This window comes from Chitinophaga ginsengisegetis, from assembly GCF_900168065.1.
In the GTDB taxonomy this organism is placed as follows: Bacteria; Bacteroidota; Bacteroidia; order Chitinophagales; family Chitinophagaceae; genus Chitinophaga; species Chitinophaga ginsengisegetis.
The window spans coordinates 237,406-256,273 of record NZ_FUZZ01000003.1 but is presented as its reverse complement, the minus strand read 5'-3'; the positions used below and the strand labels follow the sequence as shown (position 1 = coordinate 256,273).

Here is an 18,868-nt window from a genome sequence, read left to right as displayed (position 1 = left end):
ATTTAGAAAAAATGCAGCGAAATATGGTACTCCGCTGCATTTTTTCAAGTGCTTAAGCTGGTTGTTACCAGCTGTATTTATTATCTGCAATCAGTTTGTCCGCAATTCTTCTGCGGGCATCTTTTGCATTAAATGGTTCTGCTTTGGTAAAGCGTTTGAGGCCCAGCAGCATCATACGTTGTTCATCGCCTTCTGCAAAGGCATTGATGGCATCTTTACCGGATTTATTGATACGGTCGGCCGCATCGTAAATAAAGGTGCGTACAATATCTGCCTGGAGTGAAGCGGCGCTTTCGCCCTTGCTGTTGGTAAGCTTGATTAAGCGTAGCAGGGCGCTTTCAGCCACAAAGGTTTCAATGGCCATATCGGCAATATCCATCAGGATTTCCTGTTCGTTTTCCAGCTTCACCATCAGCTTCTGCGCAGCGGCGCCGGCAGCCATCAGGATGGCTTTTTTGAAGTTAACGATCATCTTCCTTTCCTTGCTGAAAGCACTTTCATCATCGTTGCCAAAGTCGGGAATACTCATCAGTTCCTTCATTACATTCATGGCAGGCGTCATCAGGTCCAGTTTACCTTTCAGGGCACGTTTCAGTGTCATATCCAGGGTTAGTAACCGGTTGATTTCATTGGTGCCTTCAAAGATGCGGTTGATACGGGAATCGCGGTAGGCTTTTGAAATGATGTATTCATCGCTGAAACCGTTACCACCGTGAATCTGTACGCCTTCATCCACTACGTAGTCCAGCACTTCGGAGCCGTTTACTTTCAGGATGGCGCATTCCACTGCATATTCTTCCGCGGCGCCCAGCAAGGCTTCGTTGAAGGGTTTGCCTTCTGCCAGCAGTTCTTTTTCCTTTTCATCGATCAGCTGTGCCGTGCGGAACAGGGCTGATTCTGATGTCCAGGTACGGATAGCCATTTCCGCCAGTTTATGTTTGATAGCGCCAAAGTTGGCGATCGGTTGTTTAAACTGTGTACGGGTATTGGCGTATTGTACGGAGGTATTGATACATTTTTTGGAGGCGCCCAGAGCGGCTGCACAAAGTTTCAAACGGCCTATGTTCAGGATGTTGAAAGCAATGAGGTGGCCTTTGCCAATTACGCCCAGCACATTTTCTGCCGGTACTTTGGCGTCCTGGAAATAGATCTGGCGGGTGGAAGATCCTTTGATCCCCATTTTGTGTTCTTCTGCGCCCAGCGTGAATCCGGGAGTACCTTTGTCCACAATAAAGGCGGTGAACTTATCCCCGTCAATTTTTGCAAACACGGTAAACACGTCAGCGAAACCGGAGTTGGTGATCCAGCTTTTTTGCCCGTTTAAAATATAGTATTTACCATCGTCCGTTAATTTGGCGGTGGTTTTAGCACCCAGTGCATCGGAGCCGGAATCAGGTTCTGTAAGGGCATAAGCGCCTTTCATTTCACCGGTAGCCAGCTTGGGTATATATTTTTGTTTTTGTTCTGCAGTACCAAAATAAAGGATCGGTAAAGAGCCGATGCCCGTGTGGGCCGCCATAGCAACGGAGAAAGAGTGACCAGCACCCAGTCCTTCGTTGATGATTGTTGCGGTCACAAAATCTTTACCTAAACCACCATATTCCTCCGGGAAAGAAGCGCCCAGCAATCCCTGTTCGCCCGCTTTCTCCAACAACGAGGGCATCAATCCTTCTTCCAGCTTATCTATCCGCTCCACTATCGGTGTTATCTCTTTACTGATGAACTGATCTGCCATGTCTTTAATCATCAGCTGTTCTTCCGAAAAATCTTCGGGAGTAAACACTTCCTCAGGAGCACTCTCCTTAACCAGGAACTCTGCGCCTTTTAACGCAGTCTTATTTTCAACTGTTGCGTCCATGTTACTGTATTTTTGGTAGTTCTGTAATTTACTGAAAAAAGCATTAAGCAAAACCGGCCACCGGGAGGGCTAAGCTGATTTCCCTGATACCTGCTGTATTAACTTACTGAATGTAAGTTAAATGCGGCACTCCTGTTGGGAGGCCGCTATTTTTAACAAAAAATAAATAGACTACCGGGTGCCAGGTACCCGCCATTTAGGGATAAGCCGTAGATAAGCCGTATATGAGCCGTATTTAAGCCGTAGATAACCCGTATCTATAAAGATGCTGGTTATCTATGGCTTATCACTGTCTTTATTACTGGTATAATATGAATGCAACCAGGGAAGTCACATAGTAACTATCCCGGGTGTGTGCCGCCTTATAGCCGGATCAATGCCTTTCCCTATAATCATATCCATCGCCATTAGGCATTTATTCTGTATCATTGTTGCCCTTTATGCCTGATTTTTATCTGTCATATTTGAAAAGCCGGTTTCACGGCACCGTGGAAGGTGCCGGGGAGGAGCTATTGATCTGTTTACACGGCTTTGGCGAAAGTGCGGCCCATTTTCACCCGTTAACCGCCACATTGGGGGATACCTTCACTTTAGTGGCGCTGGACATGCCCCTGCACGGCAGCACCCAATGGGAGGAAAACCGGGTGTTGGAGAAAGACGACCTGGTGGCGCTGGTGGAGTTATTACTGCAGCAGCACGGGAAGGAGCGCTTTTCCCTGCTTGGCTACAGCATGGGCGGGCGACTGTCGCTTTGCCTCGTGGAAAGGATGGCTGACAGAATCAATCACCTGATCATCGCAGCCGGAGATGGCCTGAGAAATAACCCCTGGCATATGTTTGTAACCCAAACCGCTGCCGGAAACAGGCTGTTTAAATATAATACCTACCATCCCAGGCTGTTTTTTACGTTATTGCATACCTGGAGAAGATTGGGGTTGCTGAACCAGAGCGTGTACAAATTTGCGCTGCATCGTATGAATGAAACGGAAAAAAGGGAATTGGTGTACAACGTATGGACCAATTTGCGGCGGATGATGCCGGATAAAAAATTGTGTAAACAATTATTATCCAGATATAACGTTCTAACTCTCCTGATATTCGGGAAATACGACCGTGTAATTCCACCTGTGCTGGGTACCCGTTTTTCAGATGGTTCTTTTCCCTGCAAAATACTGGTAATGGAAAAAGGCCATCAGCTGATTTCTGCTCAACTGGGGCTTATCATCAAAACAAATCTTTAACCCGGATGTATCTTTTTGTAATTATATTATTGGTGTTGGCTTTAGGGTATGGTATACTGATGTTATGGTATAGCCTGGGCTGGAAGCGCCTGAAAAGTTTTTCACCGGCAGCGCCATCGGCCTGCCGTACTGCCGTTACCGTGATCATTCCTGCCAGGAATGAAGCCGCCAATCTGCCGGCCCTGCTGGAAGCATTGAAGAAGCAAACCTATAACCCGGCCTTGCTGGAAGTGATAGTAATAGATGATTTTTCTACAGATGAAACAGCGGCAGTGGTGCGCAATTTCCCGGCAGAAAATATTCACCTGCTGGAATTAAAACAGTATCTCAATGAAGAAGAACGGCTGAATTCTTTCAAGAAAAAAGCCATAGAAATTGCGATCTCAAAAGCCACCGGCGACCTTATTGTAACCACCGATGCCGATTGTGTAATGGGGCCGCGCTGGATTGAAACACTGGTACAGTTTTACGAACATCATCAACCTAAATTTATAGCCGCACCGGTCAGCTTCTATAAAGAACATAACTTTTTTAAGCGCTTACAGTCGCTCGATTTCATGACCATGCAGGGCATTACCGGCGCAGCTGCACAACTGGCCTCCGGTACCATGTGTAATGGCGCTAACCTGGCCTATGAGAAAAAAGCCTTCCTGGAAGTAGGCGGTTTCAATGGCATCGATAATATCGCCTCCGGCGATGATATGCTGCTGATGTATAAAATTTACAGCGCATATCCCGATAAGGTGAGCTACCTGAAGTGTGAAGACGCAGTAGTGCGTACACTCGCGGTGGATACGCTGAGAGACTTTATGAACCAGCGGATCCGCTGGTCGTCTAAAGCAGATAAGTATGAAGATAAACGACTCACCTGGGTACTGCTGCTGGTATACCTGTTCAACGCCGGCTTGCTGGCGCTGGCGGTAATGGCCGTGTTTCTGCCGGTATGGTGGCCGTGGTTCCTTATTATTTTACTATTCAAAATAACCCTGGAGCTTTATTTCCTGCTCCCCGTAGCCAGGTTTTTTAATAAAACAGAACTGCTGTTATGGTTTATTCCGGGACAGATATTTCATATTCCTTATATTGTTGTTGCCGGGTGGCTTGGGAAGTTTGGCAGTTATCAGTGGAAAGGCCGGCAGGTAAATTAAATCCTGGTTCCTTTGTCAGACATGCAGCCTTATTGGAAAAAGTTATACCGGAATAAAGGTGCGGTGGCCGGTTTACTGGTCATTGCGGTGGCAGTGTTTATCAGTATCACTGCCTATTTTATTGCGCCGGATCATACGCCCAATGCCAACAGGATGGTGCTGGAAATAGAGGGGCAACACCCTGGTTTCCGGATCAATATGCTGGCGGTGTGGAAAGAGCAGCCTGTGAAAAAGGTATCCGTTTACCAGCGGTTGCTGTACGGCCAGGAATCCGATCTCAACTGGATACCTATCCGGTCGTGGCAGTTCAGGGATAGCATATTGGTCGTGCAGCGGTATGTGGATGAATCTACCAGCCGGGAAGAAACCTATGCTCTCACGAAGATCTGGTATGGCAATGCGCCAGCCAACCCCCTGTCATCAAAAGCGTTGCAGGAGAAGATACTGGCTGAACGGATTTTCTCCCGCACCTACTGGCTGGGTACCGACAAGTTTGGCCGGGATATCCTGAGCCGGTTGCTGATTGGCACGCGGGTAAGTTTAGGCGTAGGCTGTATTGCTGTAGTCATTTCCCTGAGCATTGGCGTGCTGCTGGGTGCCATAGCCGGCTATTTCAAAGGCCGTACCGATGATGTGGTGATGTGGCTGGTGAACGTGGTATGGTCCATGCCAACGCTGCTGCTGGTGTTTGCGCTCACGCTGGCGCTGGGAAAGGGGTTCTGGCAGGTGTTCATTGCCGTGGGACTCACTATGTGGGTGGGCGTTGCCCGTATTATCCGCGGGCAGGTGCTGGGCATCCGGGAGCTGGAATACGTGGAAGCCGCGAGGGCATTGGGTTATGGACATGTACGGATTATTGTGAAACATATCTTACCAAATATTATGGGGCCGGTGATGGTAGTAGCCGCCGGTAATTTTGCCACCGCTATTGTGGTGGAGGCGGGGCTCAGCTTCCTGGGGGTGGGGGTGCAGCCGCCACAGCCATCGTGGGGGCTGATGATCAAAGAGAACTACAATTTCATTATCACCCATAATCCCCTGCTGGCATTGGCGCCGGGCGTTGCGATTATGCTGCTGGTATTGGCTTTCAACCTGTTAGGTAATGGATTGCGGGATGCGCTGGATGTAAGAAGTAAAATTTGATTTGCATATTAAAAAAAGCTAATTTCATGCTCCTATATAACTAGAAATATGTTATTGAAAACCTGTCTCCCTGTCTTCTTAGCTATTGCAATGCTTACTTTTTCTTCCTGTAAAAAGAAGAAAAAAGATAATCCTGCACCCAATGTGCAGGAAGAAACATTGGCTTTCGAACTGCCCGAAGTACAGGTAGGGAAGTATAACATGGCGCAGGACAGCACCTATGCCCTGAAAGTAAATGTTACCAGTAAACTGCCTGAGAAGGGGGTGAAGGTAACGCTGAATGTAGCCACAGAAACAGGTCTTATCCCGCTGCCGCAGGACGATATAGCGGATATCAGCACTACTCCCTTTACTATTACGCTCCGTCATCTGAAGCCATTAAAAACCTACGAGGTAACTATCAGGCTGGCGTCTTTGGGTAACACCGGCAATGTAACTCCTCCACAGGTGTTTTTCCTTACCAATAAGTCTGCGGAATAGCCGGGCGATTAAAATCCATCAGTCCCGAATCTAAAATTGTGTAGGTTTGCAAGCTCGCAGACAAAGGAATCGTTTATGCAAATTGCTGTTAATGCCGCTTGTTTACGACAGGACATGCCTGCCGATACCGGGAATGTGGCAACGGAAATAATACTGGCGATGTGCCGGCAGCAGCCAGCGCATCAGTTCACATTTTTTTTTGACGGAAAAGTACCGGCCGGTTTGAAGGTACCGGCTAATGTGACCAATGTGGTGTTGCCCCTGAAAGGCAATAAGCCCTGGCATTTGTACTGGTGGCAGGAGTGGCAGCTGGTACGGGCTATGAAGCCATTCCGCCCGGACCTGTTCCTGGGGCTGGATGGCACGCTGCCTTTGCGTAGTAAAATTCCTGCGGGACTGTTGCTGAGAGATCTTTCGTTTTTACGTGATGCCGGTTTGCAGCCGGGTGTGCAACAGCGGTCGCTCAAAAACAATATCACGAAGTACCTCGACCGGGCGCGGCGTATAGCCGTGTTGTCGGATGCAGCACAGGATGAGGTGCTGCGTTACGCACCCGGCGTAAAAGATAAGCTGGTCCGGCTGGAAACCGGTATCAGCGAACTGTATAAGCCCCTGGAATGGGAGCAGCGCGAAACCGTGAAGCGGGCTTTTTCCGGTGGGGCGGAGTATTTCCTGGTAACGGGCAGTATGCATCCCCGGAATAATATTATACCGGTGCTGAAAGCATTTTCAGCGCTGAAGAAACGGCAGCGGAGTAATATCAAACTGGTGCTGGCAGGGAGTGTAACCCCGGCCGGAGCGGATATTGCCACTGCTTTACAGAGCTATAAGTTCAGGCAGGACGTGGTGTGTATAGAAGATGCGGATGAAGATACCCTTGCCCGGCTCACCGGTGGCGCTTATGCCGTCGTGTATCCGTCGAGGTTGGAAGGGCTTGCACTGCCGGTATATGCGGCGCAGCGGTGTGAGGTACCGGTGATTGCCCTGGAGGGGGCGGCTGCCCGGGAGGCAGGCGGAGACGCGGTATTATACGCTGATCCGGCGAGTTTGGATGATTTATCAGAAAAAATGAGTCTTTTATATAAAGATGAACAATTAAGATCCCGTTTACTGGCTAAGATCCCTGCGGCGAAGCCTTTCAGCAGCTGGGAGCATGCTGCGGAACAGCTGTGGAATCATCTCACCGGCACGGGTTTTTCCAAAATCAGTAAATGATGGCTATTTTTGCGCTTTAATTGAAAATCATGAGTAAAGTATCTACCATAAAGATCCAGGTTGGACTGGACGATCAGAAGGTGCCCGAGTCGATAGAGTGGAGCGCTACAGATAACAAGGAAGAAAGAATGGTCAAGGCCAAAGGCATGATCGTATCTTTCTGGGATCCGGCTGAAAAGGTTGCGCTGCGTATTGACCTGTGGACAAAAGACATGATGGTGGATGAAATGGCGGATTTCTTTTTTCAGACCATGATGACAATGGCTGACACCTACGGAAGGGCCACCCCTTATAAAGATCAGGCAGACGATATGCGTGCTTTTGCAAAGGATTTCTTTAAGAAATTCCAGGACAAACAGGCTGCCGAAGAAGCAGGTAAATAATCCATTAAACCTAACCATATGTCATTAGAACTAAATATCAACGCAGAAATCAAAGCTGCGATGCTGGGTAAAAAGGAAGCTGACCTGCGTGCACTGCGTGCTATCAAGGCGGCTATCCTGGTAGCCAAAACAGCAGAAGGCGCCCACGGAGACCTTACCGAAGCGGACGAGTCCAAGCTGTTGCAGAAGCTCGCCAAGCAAAGAAAGGATTCTCTCGAAATTTTCCGTGCCCAGAACCGTGAAGACCTTGCCGTGAAAGAAGAAGAGGAGCTGGTAGTGATTGAACGCTTCCTTCCCAAACAAATGGACGAAGCAGAACTACGTACAGCCATTACAGATATTATTGCTTCCACCGGCGCCAGTTCACCCGCTGATATGGGTAAAGTAATGGGCGTTGCCACCAAACAACTGGCCGGTAAAGCCGACGGAAAGGCCATTTCCGCCCTGGTGAAAGAACTGCTTACTAAATAGTGCTGTCTGGTATTTAACTGGTTGAAGAGCGGTAGCCGGGCAGGTAAACATCTCCCGGAAACTAAAAAATCAGGTAGTTAAATACCAGATTCCCTATATTTCTATCATGCCTATAGACATTATTTTTGCTATCATCATGGTTTTTGCCATCTACCGGGGCTACACCCGGGGTTTGATAGTAGCCTTATTTTCTTTGGTAGCCGCCGTATTGGGATTAGCGGCAGCCCTGAAACTAACAGCAATTACCGCCTTATATGTACAGGAACACTGGGAAATGCATTCCCGCTGGGTACCTGTGATCTGCTTTGTGTGCCTTTTCCTGGGAGTAATATTACTCGTGAGGTTGGGAGCCGGGGCGCTGCAGAAGTTGGTAGAGCTGGTAATGTTGGGCTGGCTGAATAAACTGGGCGGAATACTGTTGTATAGCGTTATATTTATAATAATTTATAGTGTAGTGCTGTGGATGGCCAACCAGGTATACTGGCTGAGTCCTGAAACAAAGCTGCAATCTGTGGTATATCCTTATATTGAGAATATTGGCCCGTGGGTATTGGATCATATAGGAAGTGTGATCCCGGTTTTTAAGAATATGTTCACCGAGTTACAATCTTTTTTTGAGCAGGCAGCCCGGCATATTCAACCTGGATAACTCGTTCCAAAGATTATTTAGATTAATAAAAAGAATTATTTTAGCGTAAAATTGACTTTCAAGATTTGGCAATGGATTACGAAATCAAAACACAGGGTAAGTTTAATTTTATAGAAGAAGGAGAAGGAGAACCACTGGTATTATTGCATGGACTTTTTGGTGCTTTGAGCAATTTCTCGCACATGATCGAATATTTCCGGCAGTATAACAAGGTTGTGATTCCGATGTTACCCCTGTACGATTTAAACATCCTGGAAACATCGGTAGGCGGACTGGCCAAATATGTGCACAAGTTTATTGAAGCCAGGGGATACAAAAATGTACACCTGCTGGGCAATTCACTGGGAGGTCACGTAGCCATCGTATACCTGTTAAAACACCCTGAAGCACCCGTAAAATCCCTGATCCTTACCGGCAGCTCCGGCTTGTTCGAAAATGGAATGGGTGAAACCTATCCTAAACGCGGCGACTATGAATACATCCGCAAAAAAGCAGAACTTACTTTCTATGATCCGAAAATAGCTACCAAAGAACTGGTAGACGAAATGTTTGAGATAGTGAACAACCGCCTGAAAGTGATCAAGATCATCACACTGGCAAAATCAGCCATCCGCCACAACCTGGGAGATGAACTGAAAGATATCCAACAACCAACCTTACTGATCTGGGGCCAGAACGATACCGTTACTCCTCCTATGGTAGGCGAAGAATTTAAAAAGCTGATACCTAATTCTGAACTGCAGTTTATTGATAAATGCGGACACGCTCCCATGATGGAGGTGCCGGAAGAATTCAACAAAATTCTGCACGCTTTCCTGGAGAAACTGAAGTTTCAACCTGCCAGTTAAACCGGCACTTTCCCGGCATCCTGGTAACTGTACCAACAGGTGCAGTGATTTCGCGTACATGTAATTTCTTTTTCTGTTGGCATATTCTTTACTATTATTGTATCAGAATACGCTAACATGATCGCCAGAGAACTCATATCTTCAGTACCTGTTCTGCATCCCTCGGATTCAGGAACAAAGGCACTGCGCCTGATGAACGAGTATCATCTTACGCAGCTCCCAATGGTTGTAGATAGCAAATACCTGGCCCTGGTGGAAGAAGACGATATCATGGATCTCGAAGATCCGGATGTACCCCTGGAATCTATGGAGTACAGCAGTACCCGCCCGGCTGTCATGGAATACGCTCATCTATTTGAAGCACTCAAACTTTTTTACGACTTTAAATTGTCTGCCCTCCCGGTAGTAACCAAGGAAAATGAATACCTCGGTATTATTACCAAAGATAACCTGCTGGCAGCTTTAGCAAGATATAACGGGGTGAAGGAACCCGGTGGTATCATCGCGTTTGAAGTAGATCCGCGCGATTACGCCCTCAGCGAAATTGCCCGTATCGCTGAATCAAATGATGTGACCCTCCTGAGCGTAAACACCATCACCAACCCCGTTACCGGCAAACTCGAAGTGGTACTGAAAACAAACCGGCAGGAACTGCAAGGTCTGGTAGCCACTTTCGAACGCTTCAACTATGTAATCAAATACATTTTTGCAGAAGAGCCGGAAGAAGAATTGCTGAAGAAAAACTACGACCTGCTGATGAATTATATCGGTATGTAAAATCCTCAGAAAGACAATTTCCGCCATTGGTTTTTGTTATATTTGGCTATTGTCAACTTTTAAAATGCTTTAAGGACCTACATGCTGAGATGCTGTTACTACCTGCTGGCCCTGGTCTGCCTGTTGGGAATTGTGATACCGGAAAATGCTGAAGGACAGTCTGTGTCTGTAATGGATACCAGCTACCTGGTAGTGCGTAACATCCTCGTTTCCGGTAATAAGAAAACCCGGACGTCCATCATTCTCCGGGAAATAAGCACCGTGCCCGGAGATACCATCTATCTCCGCGACCTCTCCGCTACCCTGGAAGAAAGAAGAAAACAATTACTTAATACCTCCCTCTTCCTCAATGTTACCGCCAACGTAAAAAACTGGACCGGTAACGAAGCCGACCTGGTATTTGAAGTATGGGAACGCTGGTACACCTTCGCCTATCCCATTTTCAAACTGGCAGACCGTAACTTTAACCAGTGGTGGGTGGAAAAAAATCACAGCCTTAGCCGCATCAATCTTGGCGTAAGCGGCACCCAGGAAAACCTGACCGGCCGAAACGATGCGCTGAACGCCGCGCTGCAGTTCGGTTACACCCAGCGCTTCGCCCTCCAGTATAATATACCGTATATCGATAAACGTTTCCGTCACGGCCTCGGTATCATCGCGTCCTATAACCGTAACCGTGAGGTGAACGACAGCACCAGCAATAATAAACAGCAGTTTTTCCGGAAAGATGATTTCCTGCGCCAGGTATACACCATCGGGCTTAACTATAGCTACCGCCGGGCCATCAACACCCGGCACCAGGTATTTGTAAATTATAACTATGAAAAAGTAGCGGATTCAGTAGCCATCATCAACCCCAACTACCTGGGGAAAGGCCGCACCAACGTACGTTTCATAGATATCACCTACCGTTTTACTTATATTAAGGCAGATAGCTGGGTGTATCCCCTCAAAGGATTCCGGATACTGGCAGAAGTAGGCAAAAAAGGCATAGGCTCCCTCAATGATGTGGATGATGTTCATTTCCGGCTCAATATGGCCAAGTACTGGCAACTGCGGCCCAAAACCTTTGCAGCACTGGGTATCCGCAGTGTGGCCAAACTCTCCAATGAACAGCCGTATATTAACCAGCAGGCGCTGGGCTACCGCGATGATTACCTGCGCGGACTGGAATATTACGTGATAGACGGTACCAGCTTTGCCATTCTCAAATCAACGCTCCGGCAGGAACTCCTTTCTTTTAAAGTAAAGCTGCCCATTGTTCCAAAGAAATTTAATACCGTTCCGGTGCGCATCTTCGCTAAAGCCTTTGGCGACGCCGGTTACGCCTATAACAAATTCCCCGGCGACAGCTTCCTCAATAACCGTTTCCTGTATACCGGCGGCATCGGGCTGGACATTGTTTCCTTCTATGATACCTGCCTGCGGATCGAATACAGCTTTAACCAGTTAGGGCAAAAAGGACTATTTTTACACACGAGCGTGGATATGTAGCACTTCAGAGCCGATCGTAAAAAGCTTAAAAAATTATGCAGGTAGCACTTTATAGCAGGGGATTTATTACAGAAGATATTTCAAACATCCGCCTATTGCTGGAGGAATTAAAGCGGGCAGAGATAGAGGCCATCATCTATGAGCCTTTTTTTCATACGCTGGAGCAACACATTCCTTTCGATAACGCACCAACGCTGTTTTCTTCCGCGGAAGACCTGCCGGGGAAAATAGACTTCCTGGTGAGCCTCGGTGGAGACGGTACCCTGCTGGATACCGTTTGTTATGTACGCGATACCAATATTCCCGTAATAGGGATCAACTTTGGCCGCCTCGGCTTCCTGGCCAGCATCGGTAAAGAAGAGATCCATGCACTGGTACAGGCACTGCTGAACCGCACGTATGTGGTAGACCAGCGGTCGCTGCTCCACCTGGATGCCAACATCCCCTTATTTGGCGATGTACCTTACGCCCTCAACGAGTTTACCATCCATAAAAAGGATACTTCTGCCATGGTAAAGATCCATACTTACCTGAACGGCGAATTCCTGAACACCTACTGGGCCGATGGATTAATTGTAGCCACCCCCACCGGCTCCACCGGCTATTCCCTGAGCTGCGGCGGCCCCATCGTATTCCCCGACGCCGGCAACTTTGTGATCACGCCTGTGGCGCCGCATAACCTGAACGTACGGCCTATCATTGTTCCCAACAACAATATCATTTCCTTTGAAGTGGAAGGACGTAGCGATCAGTTTCTCTGTACCCTCGACAGCCGCATGGAAACCATCGATAACCGGGTGCAGCTGGCCGTGAAAAAAGAAGAGTTCAAACTGAGCCTGCTCCGGCTGGACGACAGCAATTTCCTGCATACCCTCCGCAATAAATTACTCTGGGGCATTGACGCCCGGAACACGATTAAAATATAGAAATGTAAAATATATTGTTACATTTACAAATACATTTCATGCTGATTGTAATAGAAATTATGCCCCGTGAGGAAAGCAAACGCCAAATAAGTAAGCATAATCATCAGCCATACATTAAATAAATCCGGCATTTTAGCGTTTAAGTAGAACTGATTTATGCTGAAACCTATTCTATATTCCAAATACATCGTTTTTATATGGCTGGTGTCGGCCGGTTGTTTGTTTGCGGAACGTGCTGCTGCACAAAATGAGCTGGAATATGTGGGAGAGCTGGGTTTTTCCGTGGGAGGCGCGCAATATTTCGGGGACCTGAACACCCGGGGGGCTTTAAACACCCTGAAGCCTGCCATTGGGATTTACTACCGCAAATACATGAACGACTATGTGGGCCTCCGTGCTCATGCCCGGTTTATGCAACTTGGCTATTCCGACGTTTACAATAAAAATGAGTTCCAGAACCGCCGGAATCTTAGTTTCAATACTAATTTATGGGAGCTGTCGCTCCAGGGGGATTTTAATTTTTTCCGGTTTGAACCGGGCAGCTTATATGAGCGTTTTTCGCCCTATCTGACGGGGGGCGCCAGTATTTTTCACTATAACCCGTATGCCTATCTGAACGGGGTTAAATATTTTTTACAGCCCCTGGGCACGGAAGGGCAGGGCACGGCCCTGTATCCGGACCGAAAGCCCTATAGCCTGGTTTCCTATGCCTGGCTGATCGGGGGAGGGTTTAAATATAATATTTCCAAAAAAGTAAATGTGGGACTGGAAGCTTTATACCGCTTCACCCAAACGGATTATCTCGACGACGTAAGCACTACTTATGCCGGCCCTGCGGCTTTCCCTGCGCTTCCCAACGGCCAGCCCACGGTGGCGGCTCAGTTGCAGGACAGGTCGTCTGTAAAAGGCAGCCCCATCGGGGTGATAGGACGGCAAAGAGGAAACAGCCGGGATAAGGATCAGTTCGTGACCATCGAATTAACGATCAGCATTCTTTTCACTTCTTACAACTGTAAATTTTAATTTACAATAAAAAATCCTTTCTACGGGTGGCCTTTCCGTACCTGCCAACCGCCATGATAAGTCTCCGAATTTGCTAAAATCCCCACTGGTATTGAATTCGCTGTTAAAACTACGTTAAAACAACTTCTTAGGCTTTGCCAAAAAAGTCATTACTCTATTTTTGTATCTTTGCACCCTTTTAGTTAATCTGTTATAATCTGTTATAATACGCCTGACACAAATGAGCTTGAAGGAAAAATTGGACTTACAACGGTTGCCGCGCCATATAGCCATTATTATGGACGGGAACGGCCGTTGGGCAAAGGAGCGGGGACAAGACAGGCTGTACGGGCACCACGAAGGGGTAGAAAGTGTGCGTAATATAGTGACCACCTGTGCAGAACTGGGAATAGGTTATCTGACCCTATACGCGTTTTCTACTGAAAACTGGGACCGCCCGGTTTATGAAGTTAATGGCATCATGGAACTACTCGTAAACACTATCCGCATGGAAGTGAATACGTTATCAAAAAATAATATCCGGCTGAGCGTAATAGGCGACATGGAAATGTTACCTCCCCAATGCCAGCGGGAAATGGAGGAGGCCATTGCCCTTACCAGCCAGAATACCGGCCTCAATCTCATTATGGCTCTTAGCTACAGTGCAAGGTGGGAAATCGTGAATGCAGCCAGGAAAATAGCCCTGGATGTGAAAAATGGAGCCCTGGACCCGGTAGCTGTGACGCCAGAGGTATGGGAAAAATATCTCTGTACCGCCGGCCTGCCGGACCCTGAATTAATGATTCGTACCAGTGGAGAATGCAGGATCAGTAACTTCCTACTATATCAACTGGCCTATGCGGAACTGTATTTTACAGATACCCGCTGGCCGGACTTCCGCAATGAACATCTTTACCAAGCCATCTTAAATTACCAAACCAGAGAACGGCGCTTTGGCAAAACAAGCGAACAAATTCAGCAGAATGAAGAAATTATTTCCTAAGGGCCTTCTGGCTATAGCATTATGTTGCAGTGCAGGCATTCGTGTATCCGCTCAGCAAAAAGATACCGTGCCTCCTACGCAGCCCCCTGCTAATCCGCCGGCCGTTTCTCCTATCAACACAGGTATTCCGCAACAGTACGAAATTGCCGATATCACCGTTGCCGGTACTCAATACCTGGATAAATCACTGCTGTTGTCGCTCTCCGGCCTCACTGTCGGCGATAAGGTTACTTATCCGGGCGGTGACCAGTTCACAAAGGCAATTCAGAGCCTCTGGTCACAAAGACTGTTTGCCGATGTAACCATTTATGTGACCAAAATAGAAGACAATAAGATCTGGCTGGAAATAGGATTAACGGAAATGCCCCGCATGTCCTCCTTCGTTTTCAGGGGAATCAAAAAAACAGAAGCAGACGATATCACCACCAAAGCCGGTTTACGTAAGGGAAATGTGATCACACAGGCCCTGAAACAAAACGTAATTGGGGTAGTACATAAATTTTATGCAGATAAAGGATTTGGAAATGCTACCGTGAAAATCGAGGAAAGAGGGGATACCGGCCAGGTAAACTCCAAACACCTGATCTTTAACGTTACCAAAGGCAGTAAAGTACGTATCCAGGATATCAACATAGTAGGTAACGAAAGCATCGCCGACTCCAAGATCAAGAAGAAGATGAAAGGAACCAAAGAACGTTCCCGCTTCACGCTTCACCCGGATATGGAACACGTATATGTGGATTCCCTGGCCCAGCCGGATGATTTCTGGCAAACCTATGGCTTCCTGCAGCCTACCCGCGCATTTGAGAAACTGGATCCTTATTTCCGCTTTAAACTGTTCAGCTCTGCCAAATTCAACGAAAACAAATACTTCGAAGATAAAGGTAAAGTGATCGGGCTCTATAACTCCAAAGGTTATCGTGATGCGGTGATTGTAAGAGATACCACCTATAAAACCCACTCACAGAATCTGAATGTAGACATGCAGATTTCTGAAGGTAAAAAATATTATTTCGGTGATATTACCTGGAAAGGAAATACCCGTTATTCCGACTCCGTACTGACCCGTATCCTCGGCATCAAAAAAGGAGATATCTATAACCTGGAACTGCTGGAAAAAAGAATCGGTAAGCAAATGTCACAGGAAGGCGGCGATATCAGCGGCTACTACATGGACTATGGCTACCTCTTCTTCCAGATTGATCCGGTGGAAATCGGCATCCGTGGCGATACCATCGATTATGAAATCCGTTTACGTGAAGGACCGCAGGCAACCATCAAGGAAGTACGTATAGCCGGTAACGAAAAAACCAACGAACACGTTATCCGCCGTGAACTGCGTACCATTCCGGGTGAAAAATTCAGCCGCCAGGATCTGATCCGTTCCAACCGTGAAATTGCCAATCTCGGCTTCTTCAACCCGGAAAAGATCGGCATGAACCCCGTACCAAACGTTCAGGATGGTACCGTGGATATTGATTATACCGTGGAAGAAAAAGCCAATGACCAGCTGGAACTATCAGCCGGTTGGGGTGGTTATATCGGTTTAACCGGTACCCTCGGTGTTACCTTCAACAACTTCTCCCTGCGTAATATCTTCAAAAAAGAAACCTGGGATCCATTGCCAAGCGGCGACGGACAGAAACTCTCTGTACGTGTATCTTCCAATGGTAAAGCATACCGTTCCTACAACTTCTCCTTCACAGAACCGTGGCTGGGAGGTAAAAAAAGGAACCAGTTTTCTGTAAGTCTCTACAGCAGTTACCAGAACCCTTACGCATACAACGATTATTATAAGCTGCCGGGCGATACCACCACCTCTACAAATGGTCACTTTAAAGTGCTGGGCGCCTCTGTATCACTGGGTAAACAGCTGAAATGGCCGGATGACTATTTCACCCTGATCTATTCCGTGAACTATCAGCAGTATAAGCTGAAGAACTATAACTACTTTGGTATTCCCGGGTTTGAAAGCGGTACATCCAACAACGTCAACATCAAACTGACGCTGTCCCGTTCTTCTGTGGATCAGCAGATCTTCCCGCGCAGTGGTTCCAACTTCATGGTATCTGCGCAGTATACGCCGCCATACTCCCTGTTTAATCCCGACAAGGATTACTCCAAGGAGCCGGCTTCTGAGCAGTTTAAATTTATTGAATATCAGAAATACCGCTTTAACGCAGAGTGGTACGTGCCTTTGAGCCGTCCGATGGGTAGCGATAACAAAACGTTTGTATTGAAAGTAGCTGCGAAATTTGGTTACATCGGCCGTTACAACAACCGTACAACCCTGTCGCCTTTCGGCCGGTTTGAAATGGGTGGTGATGGTTTGAGTAACTTCGCTATCTACGACCGTGATATCATCTCCCAGAGAGGTTACCCGGTGTATTACACCTCCGATCCGAGCATCAATCCTGAAAACGGTCAGCCTGCCAACTATTCCGGCTTCACCGTATTTAATAAGTATGTGATGGAACTGCGGTATCCGTTCAGTTTAAATCCCAGCTCCACCATCTTTGGTTTGGCCTTCCTGGAAGCAGCCAACGGTTATAAAGACCTGAATGAGTACAACCCGTTCAGATTACGCCGTTCGGCTGGTATTGGTATGCGTTTCTACCTGCCGATGTTTGGATTGCTTGGATTTGACTATGGTATCGGGTTTGACCGTCTCCAGCCGGGTGGTGGTTTAAAAGACGCTGCTAAGTTTACATTTATGCTCGGGTTTGAACCAGAATAATGTGGAAAATAATTATATATTGCAAGTTTAACCGTCATTTGGTTTTGCGAAAAATTATTGTAGCATGAAGAAATTATTTATTACAGCCGCTATTGTGCTGGCTATGGGCGGTGCAGCAAGTGCACAGCGCTATTGCGTGATAGATACAAAATATATCCTGGAAAGCATTCCGGAATACAAGGAGTCACAGAAAAAGCTGGACGCAGTTGCGGAGCAATGGCAGAAGGAAATTGACGCTAAGTTCCAGGAAGTGGATAAGATGTATAAGTCTTACCAGGCAGAACAGGTAATGCTCACAGAAGAATTGAAACGTAAACGGGAGGATGAAATAGTAGCCCGGGAAAAAGAGGCAAAGGATTTGCAGAAGAAGCGTTTCGGTTACGAAGGTGATCTTTTCAAAAAGAGGGAAGAACTGGTAAAGCCCATTCAGGATAAGATTTACAATGCGGTGCAGAAGCTTTCTGCGGGCAGGATGTATGATTTTGTACTGGATAAGGCTGCAGGCGCCACCGTTATATTTTCTGATCCCAAGCTGGATAAAAGCGAAGAAATCCTGAAATCATTGGGAGTCAAGAAATAAACCCGTACCTATTTTTTAACTATAAGTATTTAAATTTTTTTAAACACAGACAACATCATGAAGAAGTACGTAATTATTGCTTTTGTGGCGGTTACCGGTTTGTTCAGCGTGAATGCAATGGCACAATCCAAAGTAGCGCATATCAATGCACAGGCACTGGTAGCAAGCATGCCGGAAGCCAAAAAGGCAGAAACTGATCTGCAAACTTTTGCACAGGGACTGGAAGGTGATGGAAAAGCACTGGTAGATGAGTATACGAAGAAAATGAAGGAATTCGATGATAAAGCGGCCACTATGACCGACAACATGAAAGAAATCAAAGGCCGTGAAATCCAGGATGCCCAGAAACGTATCCAGGACTACCGTGAAGGCGCTGAACAGAAAGTACAGGCTAAACAGCAGGAACTGCTGAAACCCATCTACGATAAAGCCCGTAAGGCAATTGAAGATGTAGCAAAAGAAAAAGGTTACAACTACGTAATCGACAGCTCTGCCGGTATGCTGCTGGTTTCTCCTGCTGCAGACGATATCCTGGCTGCTGTAAAGACCAAACTGGGAGTTAAATAATTAAAATTCTTAATACTTAAAGGTGGAATGTGGTGAAAGCTGCATTCCACCTTTACATTTAAGAATTCGTATTTTAATTTTACTTTTCAAATATTTTCTGCTACCTTTGCCTTCCGTTTTAAAAACCACAATCCTTTAACACGGGAGTTTTAGTATAGTACAGGTAAAAACAAAAAAAAGAAATGAAACGTACTTTTCAACCGCATAACAGACGCAGAAAGAGCGTTCACGGCTTCAGAAAGAGAATGGAAACTGCTAATGGCCGTAAGGTATTGGCTTCCCGTAGAGCAAAAGGTCGTAAGAAGCTGACTGTTTCTGACGAGCGTAAGCTGAAATAATTGTAGTA

At 46.9% G+C, this 18,868-nt stretch carries 19 protein-coding genes; 18 read left to right on the top strand and 1 reads right to left on the bottom strand.

Going from position 1 to position 18,868, the window contains the following annotated elements; all coding sequences use genetic code 11:
• Nucleotides 1-64: 64 nt before the first annotated feature.
• Nucleotides 65-1,858 (bottom strand): acyl-CoA dehydrogenase family protein, encoded by a 1,794-nt coding sequence (locus B5Z18_RS19645; protein ID WP_079471195.1) that lies wholly within the window; start codon nt 1,856-1,858, stop codon nt 65-67.
• 464 nt (nt 1,859-2,322) lie between these two features.
• Between B5Z18_RS19645 and B5Z18_RS19640 the strand changes: the two genes are divergently transcribed.
• The 18 genes from B5Z18_RS19640 to rpmH all read left to right on the top strand — a co-directional run bounded on the left by B5Z18_RS19640 (nt 2,323) and on the right by rpmH (nt 18,860).
• Nucleotides 2,323-3,099 carry an alpha/beta hydrolase gene (locus B5Z18_RS19640; protein ID WP_159454363.1) on the top strand — a complete coding sequence of 259 codons (777 nt, stop codon included), beginning with the start codon at nt 2,323-2,325 and terminating at the stop codon, nt 3,097-3,099.
• A 5-nt stretch (nt 3,100-3,104) separates the two neighbouring features.
• On the top strand, nt 3,105-4,247 hold the full coding sequence (locus B5Z18_RS19635; protein WP_079471193.1) for a glycosyltransferase: 1,143 nt from the start codon (nt 3,105-3,107) through the stop codon (nt 4,245-4,247).
• Between the two features lie 21 nt (nt 4,248-4,268).
• Complete coding sequence (locus tag B5Z18_RS19630; RefSeq protein WP_079471192.1) at nt 4,269-5,390, top strand: ABC transporter permease; 1,122 nt, start codon at nt 4,269-4,271, stop codon at nt 5,388-5,390.
• A 48-nt stretch (nt 5,391-5,438) separates the two neighbouring features.
• The gene (locus tag B5Z18_RS19625) at nt 5,439-5,870 is read left to right on the top strand and encodes a hypothetical protein (protein WP_133256138.1); all 432 of its coding nucleotides are present in this window, start codon (nt 5,439-5,441) and stop codon (nt 5,868-5,870) included.
• A gap of 75 nt (nt 5,871-5,945) precedes the next feature.
• Nucleotides 5,946-7,085, top strand: a complete 1,140-nt coding sequence (locus tag B5Z18_RS19620; RefSeq protein WP_079471190.1) for a glycosyltransferase family 4 protein — start codon at nt 5,946-5,948, stop codon at nt 7,083-7,085.
• A gap of 29 nt (nt 7,086-7,114) precedes the next feature.
• Complete coding sequence (gldC, locus tag B5Z18_RS19615; protein ID WP_079471189.1) at nt 7,115-7,468, top strand: gliding motility protein GldC; 354 nt, start codon at nt 7,115-7,117, stop codon at nt 7,466-7,468.
• A gap of 18 nt (nt 7,469-7,486) precedes the next feature.
• Entirely contained in the window at nt 7,487-7,939 is a 453-nt protein-coding gene (locus B5Z18_RS19610) for a GatB/YqeY domain-containing protein (protein ID WP_079471188.1), read from the top strand.
• Nucleotides 7,940-8,045: 106 nt separating this feature from the next.
• Nucleotides 8,046-8,588, top strand: a complete 543-nt coding sequence (locus tag B5Z18_RS19605; protein WP_079471187.1) for a CvpA family protein — start codon at nt 8,046-8,048, stop codon at nt 8,586-8,588.
• A gap of 71 nt (nt 8,589-8,659) precedes the next feature.
• Nucleotides 8,660-9,436: an alpha/beta fold hydrolase gene (locus tag B5Z18_RS19600; protein WP_079471186.1), complete on the top strand. Its 777-nt coding sequence runs from the start codon at nt 8,660-8,662 to the stop codon at nt 9,434-9,436.
• Nucleotides 9,437-9,553: 117 nt separating this feature from the next.
• Entirely contained in the window at nt 9,554-10,213 is a 660-nt protein-coding gene (locus B5Z18_RS19595) for a CBS domain-containing protein (protein ID WP_079471185.1), read from the top strand.
• A gap of 81 nt (nt 10,214-10,294) precedes the next feature.
• Nucleotides 10,295-11,707: a POTRA domain-containing protein gene (locus B5Z18_RS19590; RefSeq protein ID WP_079471184.1), complete on the top strand. Its 1,413-nt coding sequence runs from the start codon at nt 10,295-10,297 to the stop codon at nt 11,705-11,707.
• A 35-nt stretch (nt 11,708-11,742) separates the two neighbouring features.
• Entirely contained in the window at nt 11,743-12,633 is an 891-nt protein-coding gene (locus tag B5Z18_RS19585) for an NAD kinase (protein WP_079471183.1), read from the top strand.
• A 156-nt stretch (nt 12,634-12,789) separates the two neighbouring features.
• A complete protein-coding gene (gene porG / locus B5Z18_RS19580) occupies nt 12,790-13,656 on the top strand; it encodes a type IX secretion system protein PorG (protein WP_079471182.1) in 867 nt (288 codons plus the stop codon).
• 220 nt (nt 13,657-13,876) lie between these two features.
• A complete protein-coding gene (locus B5Z18_RS19575) occupies nt 13,877-14,638 on the top strand; it encodes an isoprenyl transferase (protein ID WP_181784980.1) in 762 nt (253 codons plus the stop codon).
• Entirely contained in the window at nt 14,619-17,375 is a 2,757-nt protein-coding gene (locus tag B5Z18_RS19570) for a BamA/OMP85 family outer membrane protein (protein WP_079471181.1), read from the top strand. The genes B5Z18_RS19575 and B5Z18_RS19570 overlap by 20 nt, the downstream gene beginning before the upstream one ends.
• A 64-nt stretch (nt 17,376-17,439) precedes the next feature.
• Nucleotides 17,440-17,955, top strand: a complete 516-nt coding sequence (locus B5Z18_RS19565) for an OmpH/Skp family outer membrane protein (RefSeq protein ID WP_079471180.1) — start codon at nt 17,440-17,442, stop codon at nt 17,953-17,955.
• A 57-nt stretch (nt 17,956-18,012) separates the two neighbouring features.
• On the top strand, nt 18,013-18,522 hold the full coding sequence (locus B5Z18_RS19560; RefSeq protein ID WP_079471179.1) for an OmpH/Skp family outer membrane protein: 510 nt from the start codon (nt 18,013-18,015) through the stop codon (nt 18,520-18,522).
• Between the two features lie 182 nt (nt 18,523-18,704).
• The gene (gene rpmH / locus B5Z18_RS19555; protein WP_012788729.1) at nt 18,705-18,860 is read left to right on the top strand and encodes a 50S ribosomal protein L34; all 156 of its coding nucleotides are present in this window, start codon (nt 18,705-18,707) and stop codon (nt 18,858-18,860) included.
• The last annotated feature ends 8 nt before the right edge of the window (nt 18,861-18,868 follow it).

Coding starts and splice junctions, on each gene's coding strand:
- B5Z18_RS19645 (WP_079471195.1), bottom strand. CDS start 1,858: ATGGACGCAACAGTTGAAAATAAGACTGCGTTAAAAGGCGCAGAGTTC.
- B5Z18_RS19635 (WP_079471193.1), top strand. CDS start 3,105: ATGTATCTTTTTGTAATTATATTATTGGTGTTGGCTTTAGGGTATGGT.
- B5Z18_RS19630 (WP_079471192.1), top strand. CDS start 4,269: ATGCAGCCTTATTGGAAAAAGTTATACCGGAATAAAGGTGCGGTGGCC.
- B5Z18_RS19625 (WP_133256138.1), top strand. CDS start 5,439: ATGTTATTGAAAACCTGTCTCCCTGTCTTCTTAGCTATTGCAATGCTT.
- B5Z18_RS19620 (WP_079471190.1), top strand. CDS start 5,946: ATGCAAATTGCTGTTAATGCCGCTTGTTTACGACAGGACATGCCTGCC.
- gldC (WP_079471189.1), top strand. CDS start 7,115: ATGAGTAAAGTATCTACCATAAAGATCCAGGTTGGACTGGACGATCAG.
- B5Z18_RS19610 (WP_079471188.1), top strand. CDS start 7,487: ATGTCATTAGAACTAAATATCAACGCAGAAATCAAAGCTGCGATGCTG.
- B5Z18_RS19605 (WP_079471187.1), top strand. CDS start 8,046: ATGCCTATAGACATTATTTTTGCTATCATCATGGTTTTTGCCATCTAC.
- B5Z18_RS19600 (WP_079471186.1), top strand. CDS start 8,660: ATGGATTACGAAATCAAAACACAGGGTAAGTTTAATTTTATAGAAGAA.
- B5Z18_RS19595 (WP_079471185.1), top strand. CDS start 9,554: ATGATCGCCAGAGAACTCATATCTTCAGTACCTGTTCTGCATCCCTCG.
- B5Z18_RS19590 (WP_079471184.1), top strand. CDS start 10,295: ATGCTGAGATGCTGTTACTACCTGCTGGCCCTGGTCTGCCTGTTGGGA.
- B5Z18_RS19585 (WP_079471183.1), top strand. CDS start 11,743: ATGCAGGTAGCACTTTATAGCAGGGGATTTATTACAGAAGATATTTCA.
- porG (WP_079471182.1), top strand. CDS start 12,790: ATGCTGAAACCTATTCTATATTCCAAATACATCGTTTTTATATGGCTG.
- B5Z18_RS19575 (WP_181784980.1), top strand. CDS start 13,877: ATGAGCTTGAAGGAAAAATTGGACTTACAACGGTTGCCGCGCCATATA.
- B5Z18_RS19570 (WP_079471181.1), top strand. CDS start 14,619: ATGAAGAAATTATTTCCTAAGGGCCTTCTGGCTATAGCATTATGTTGC.
- B5Z18_RS19565 (WP_079471180.1), top strand. CDS start 17,440: ATGAAGAAATTATTTATTACAGCCGCTATTGTGCTGGCTATGGGCGGT.
- B5Z18_RS19560 (WP_079471179.1), top strand. CDS start 18,013: ATGAAGAAGTACGTAATTATTGCTTTTGTGGCGGTTACCGGTTTGTTC.
- rpmH (WP_012788729.1), top strand. CDS start 18,705: ATGAAACGTACTTTTCAACCGCATAACAGACGCAGAAAGAGCGTTCAC.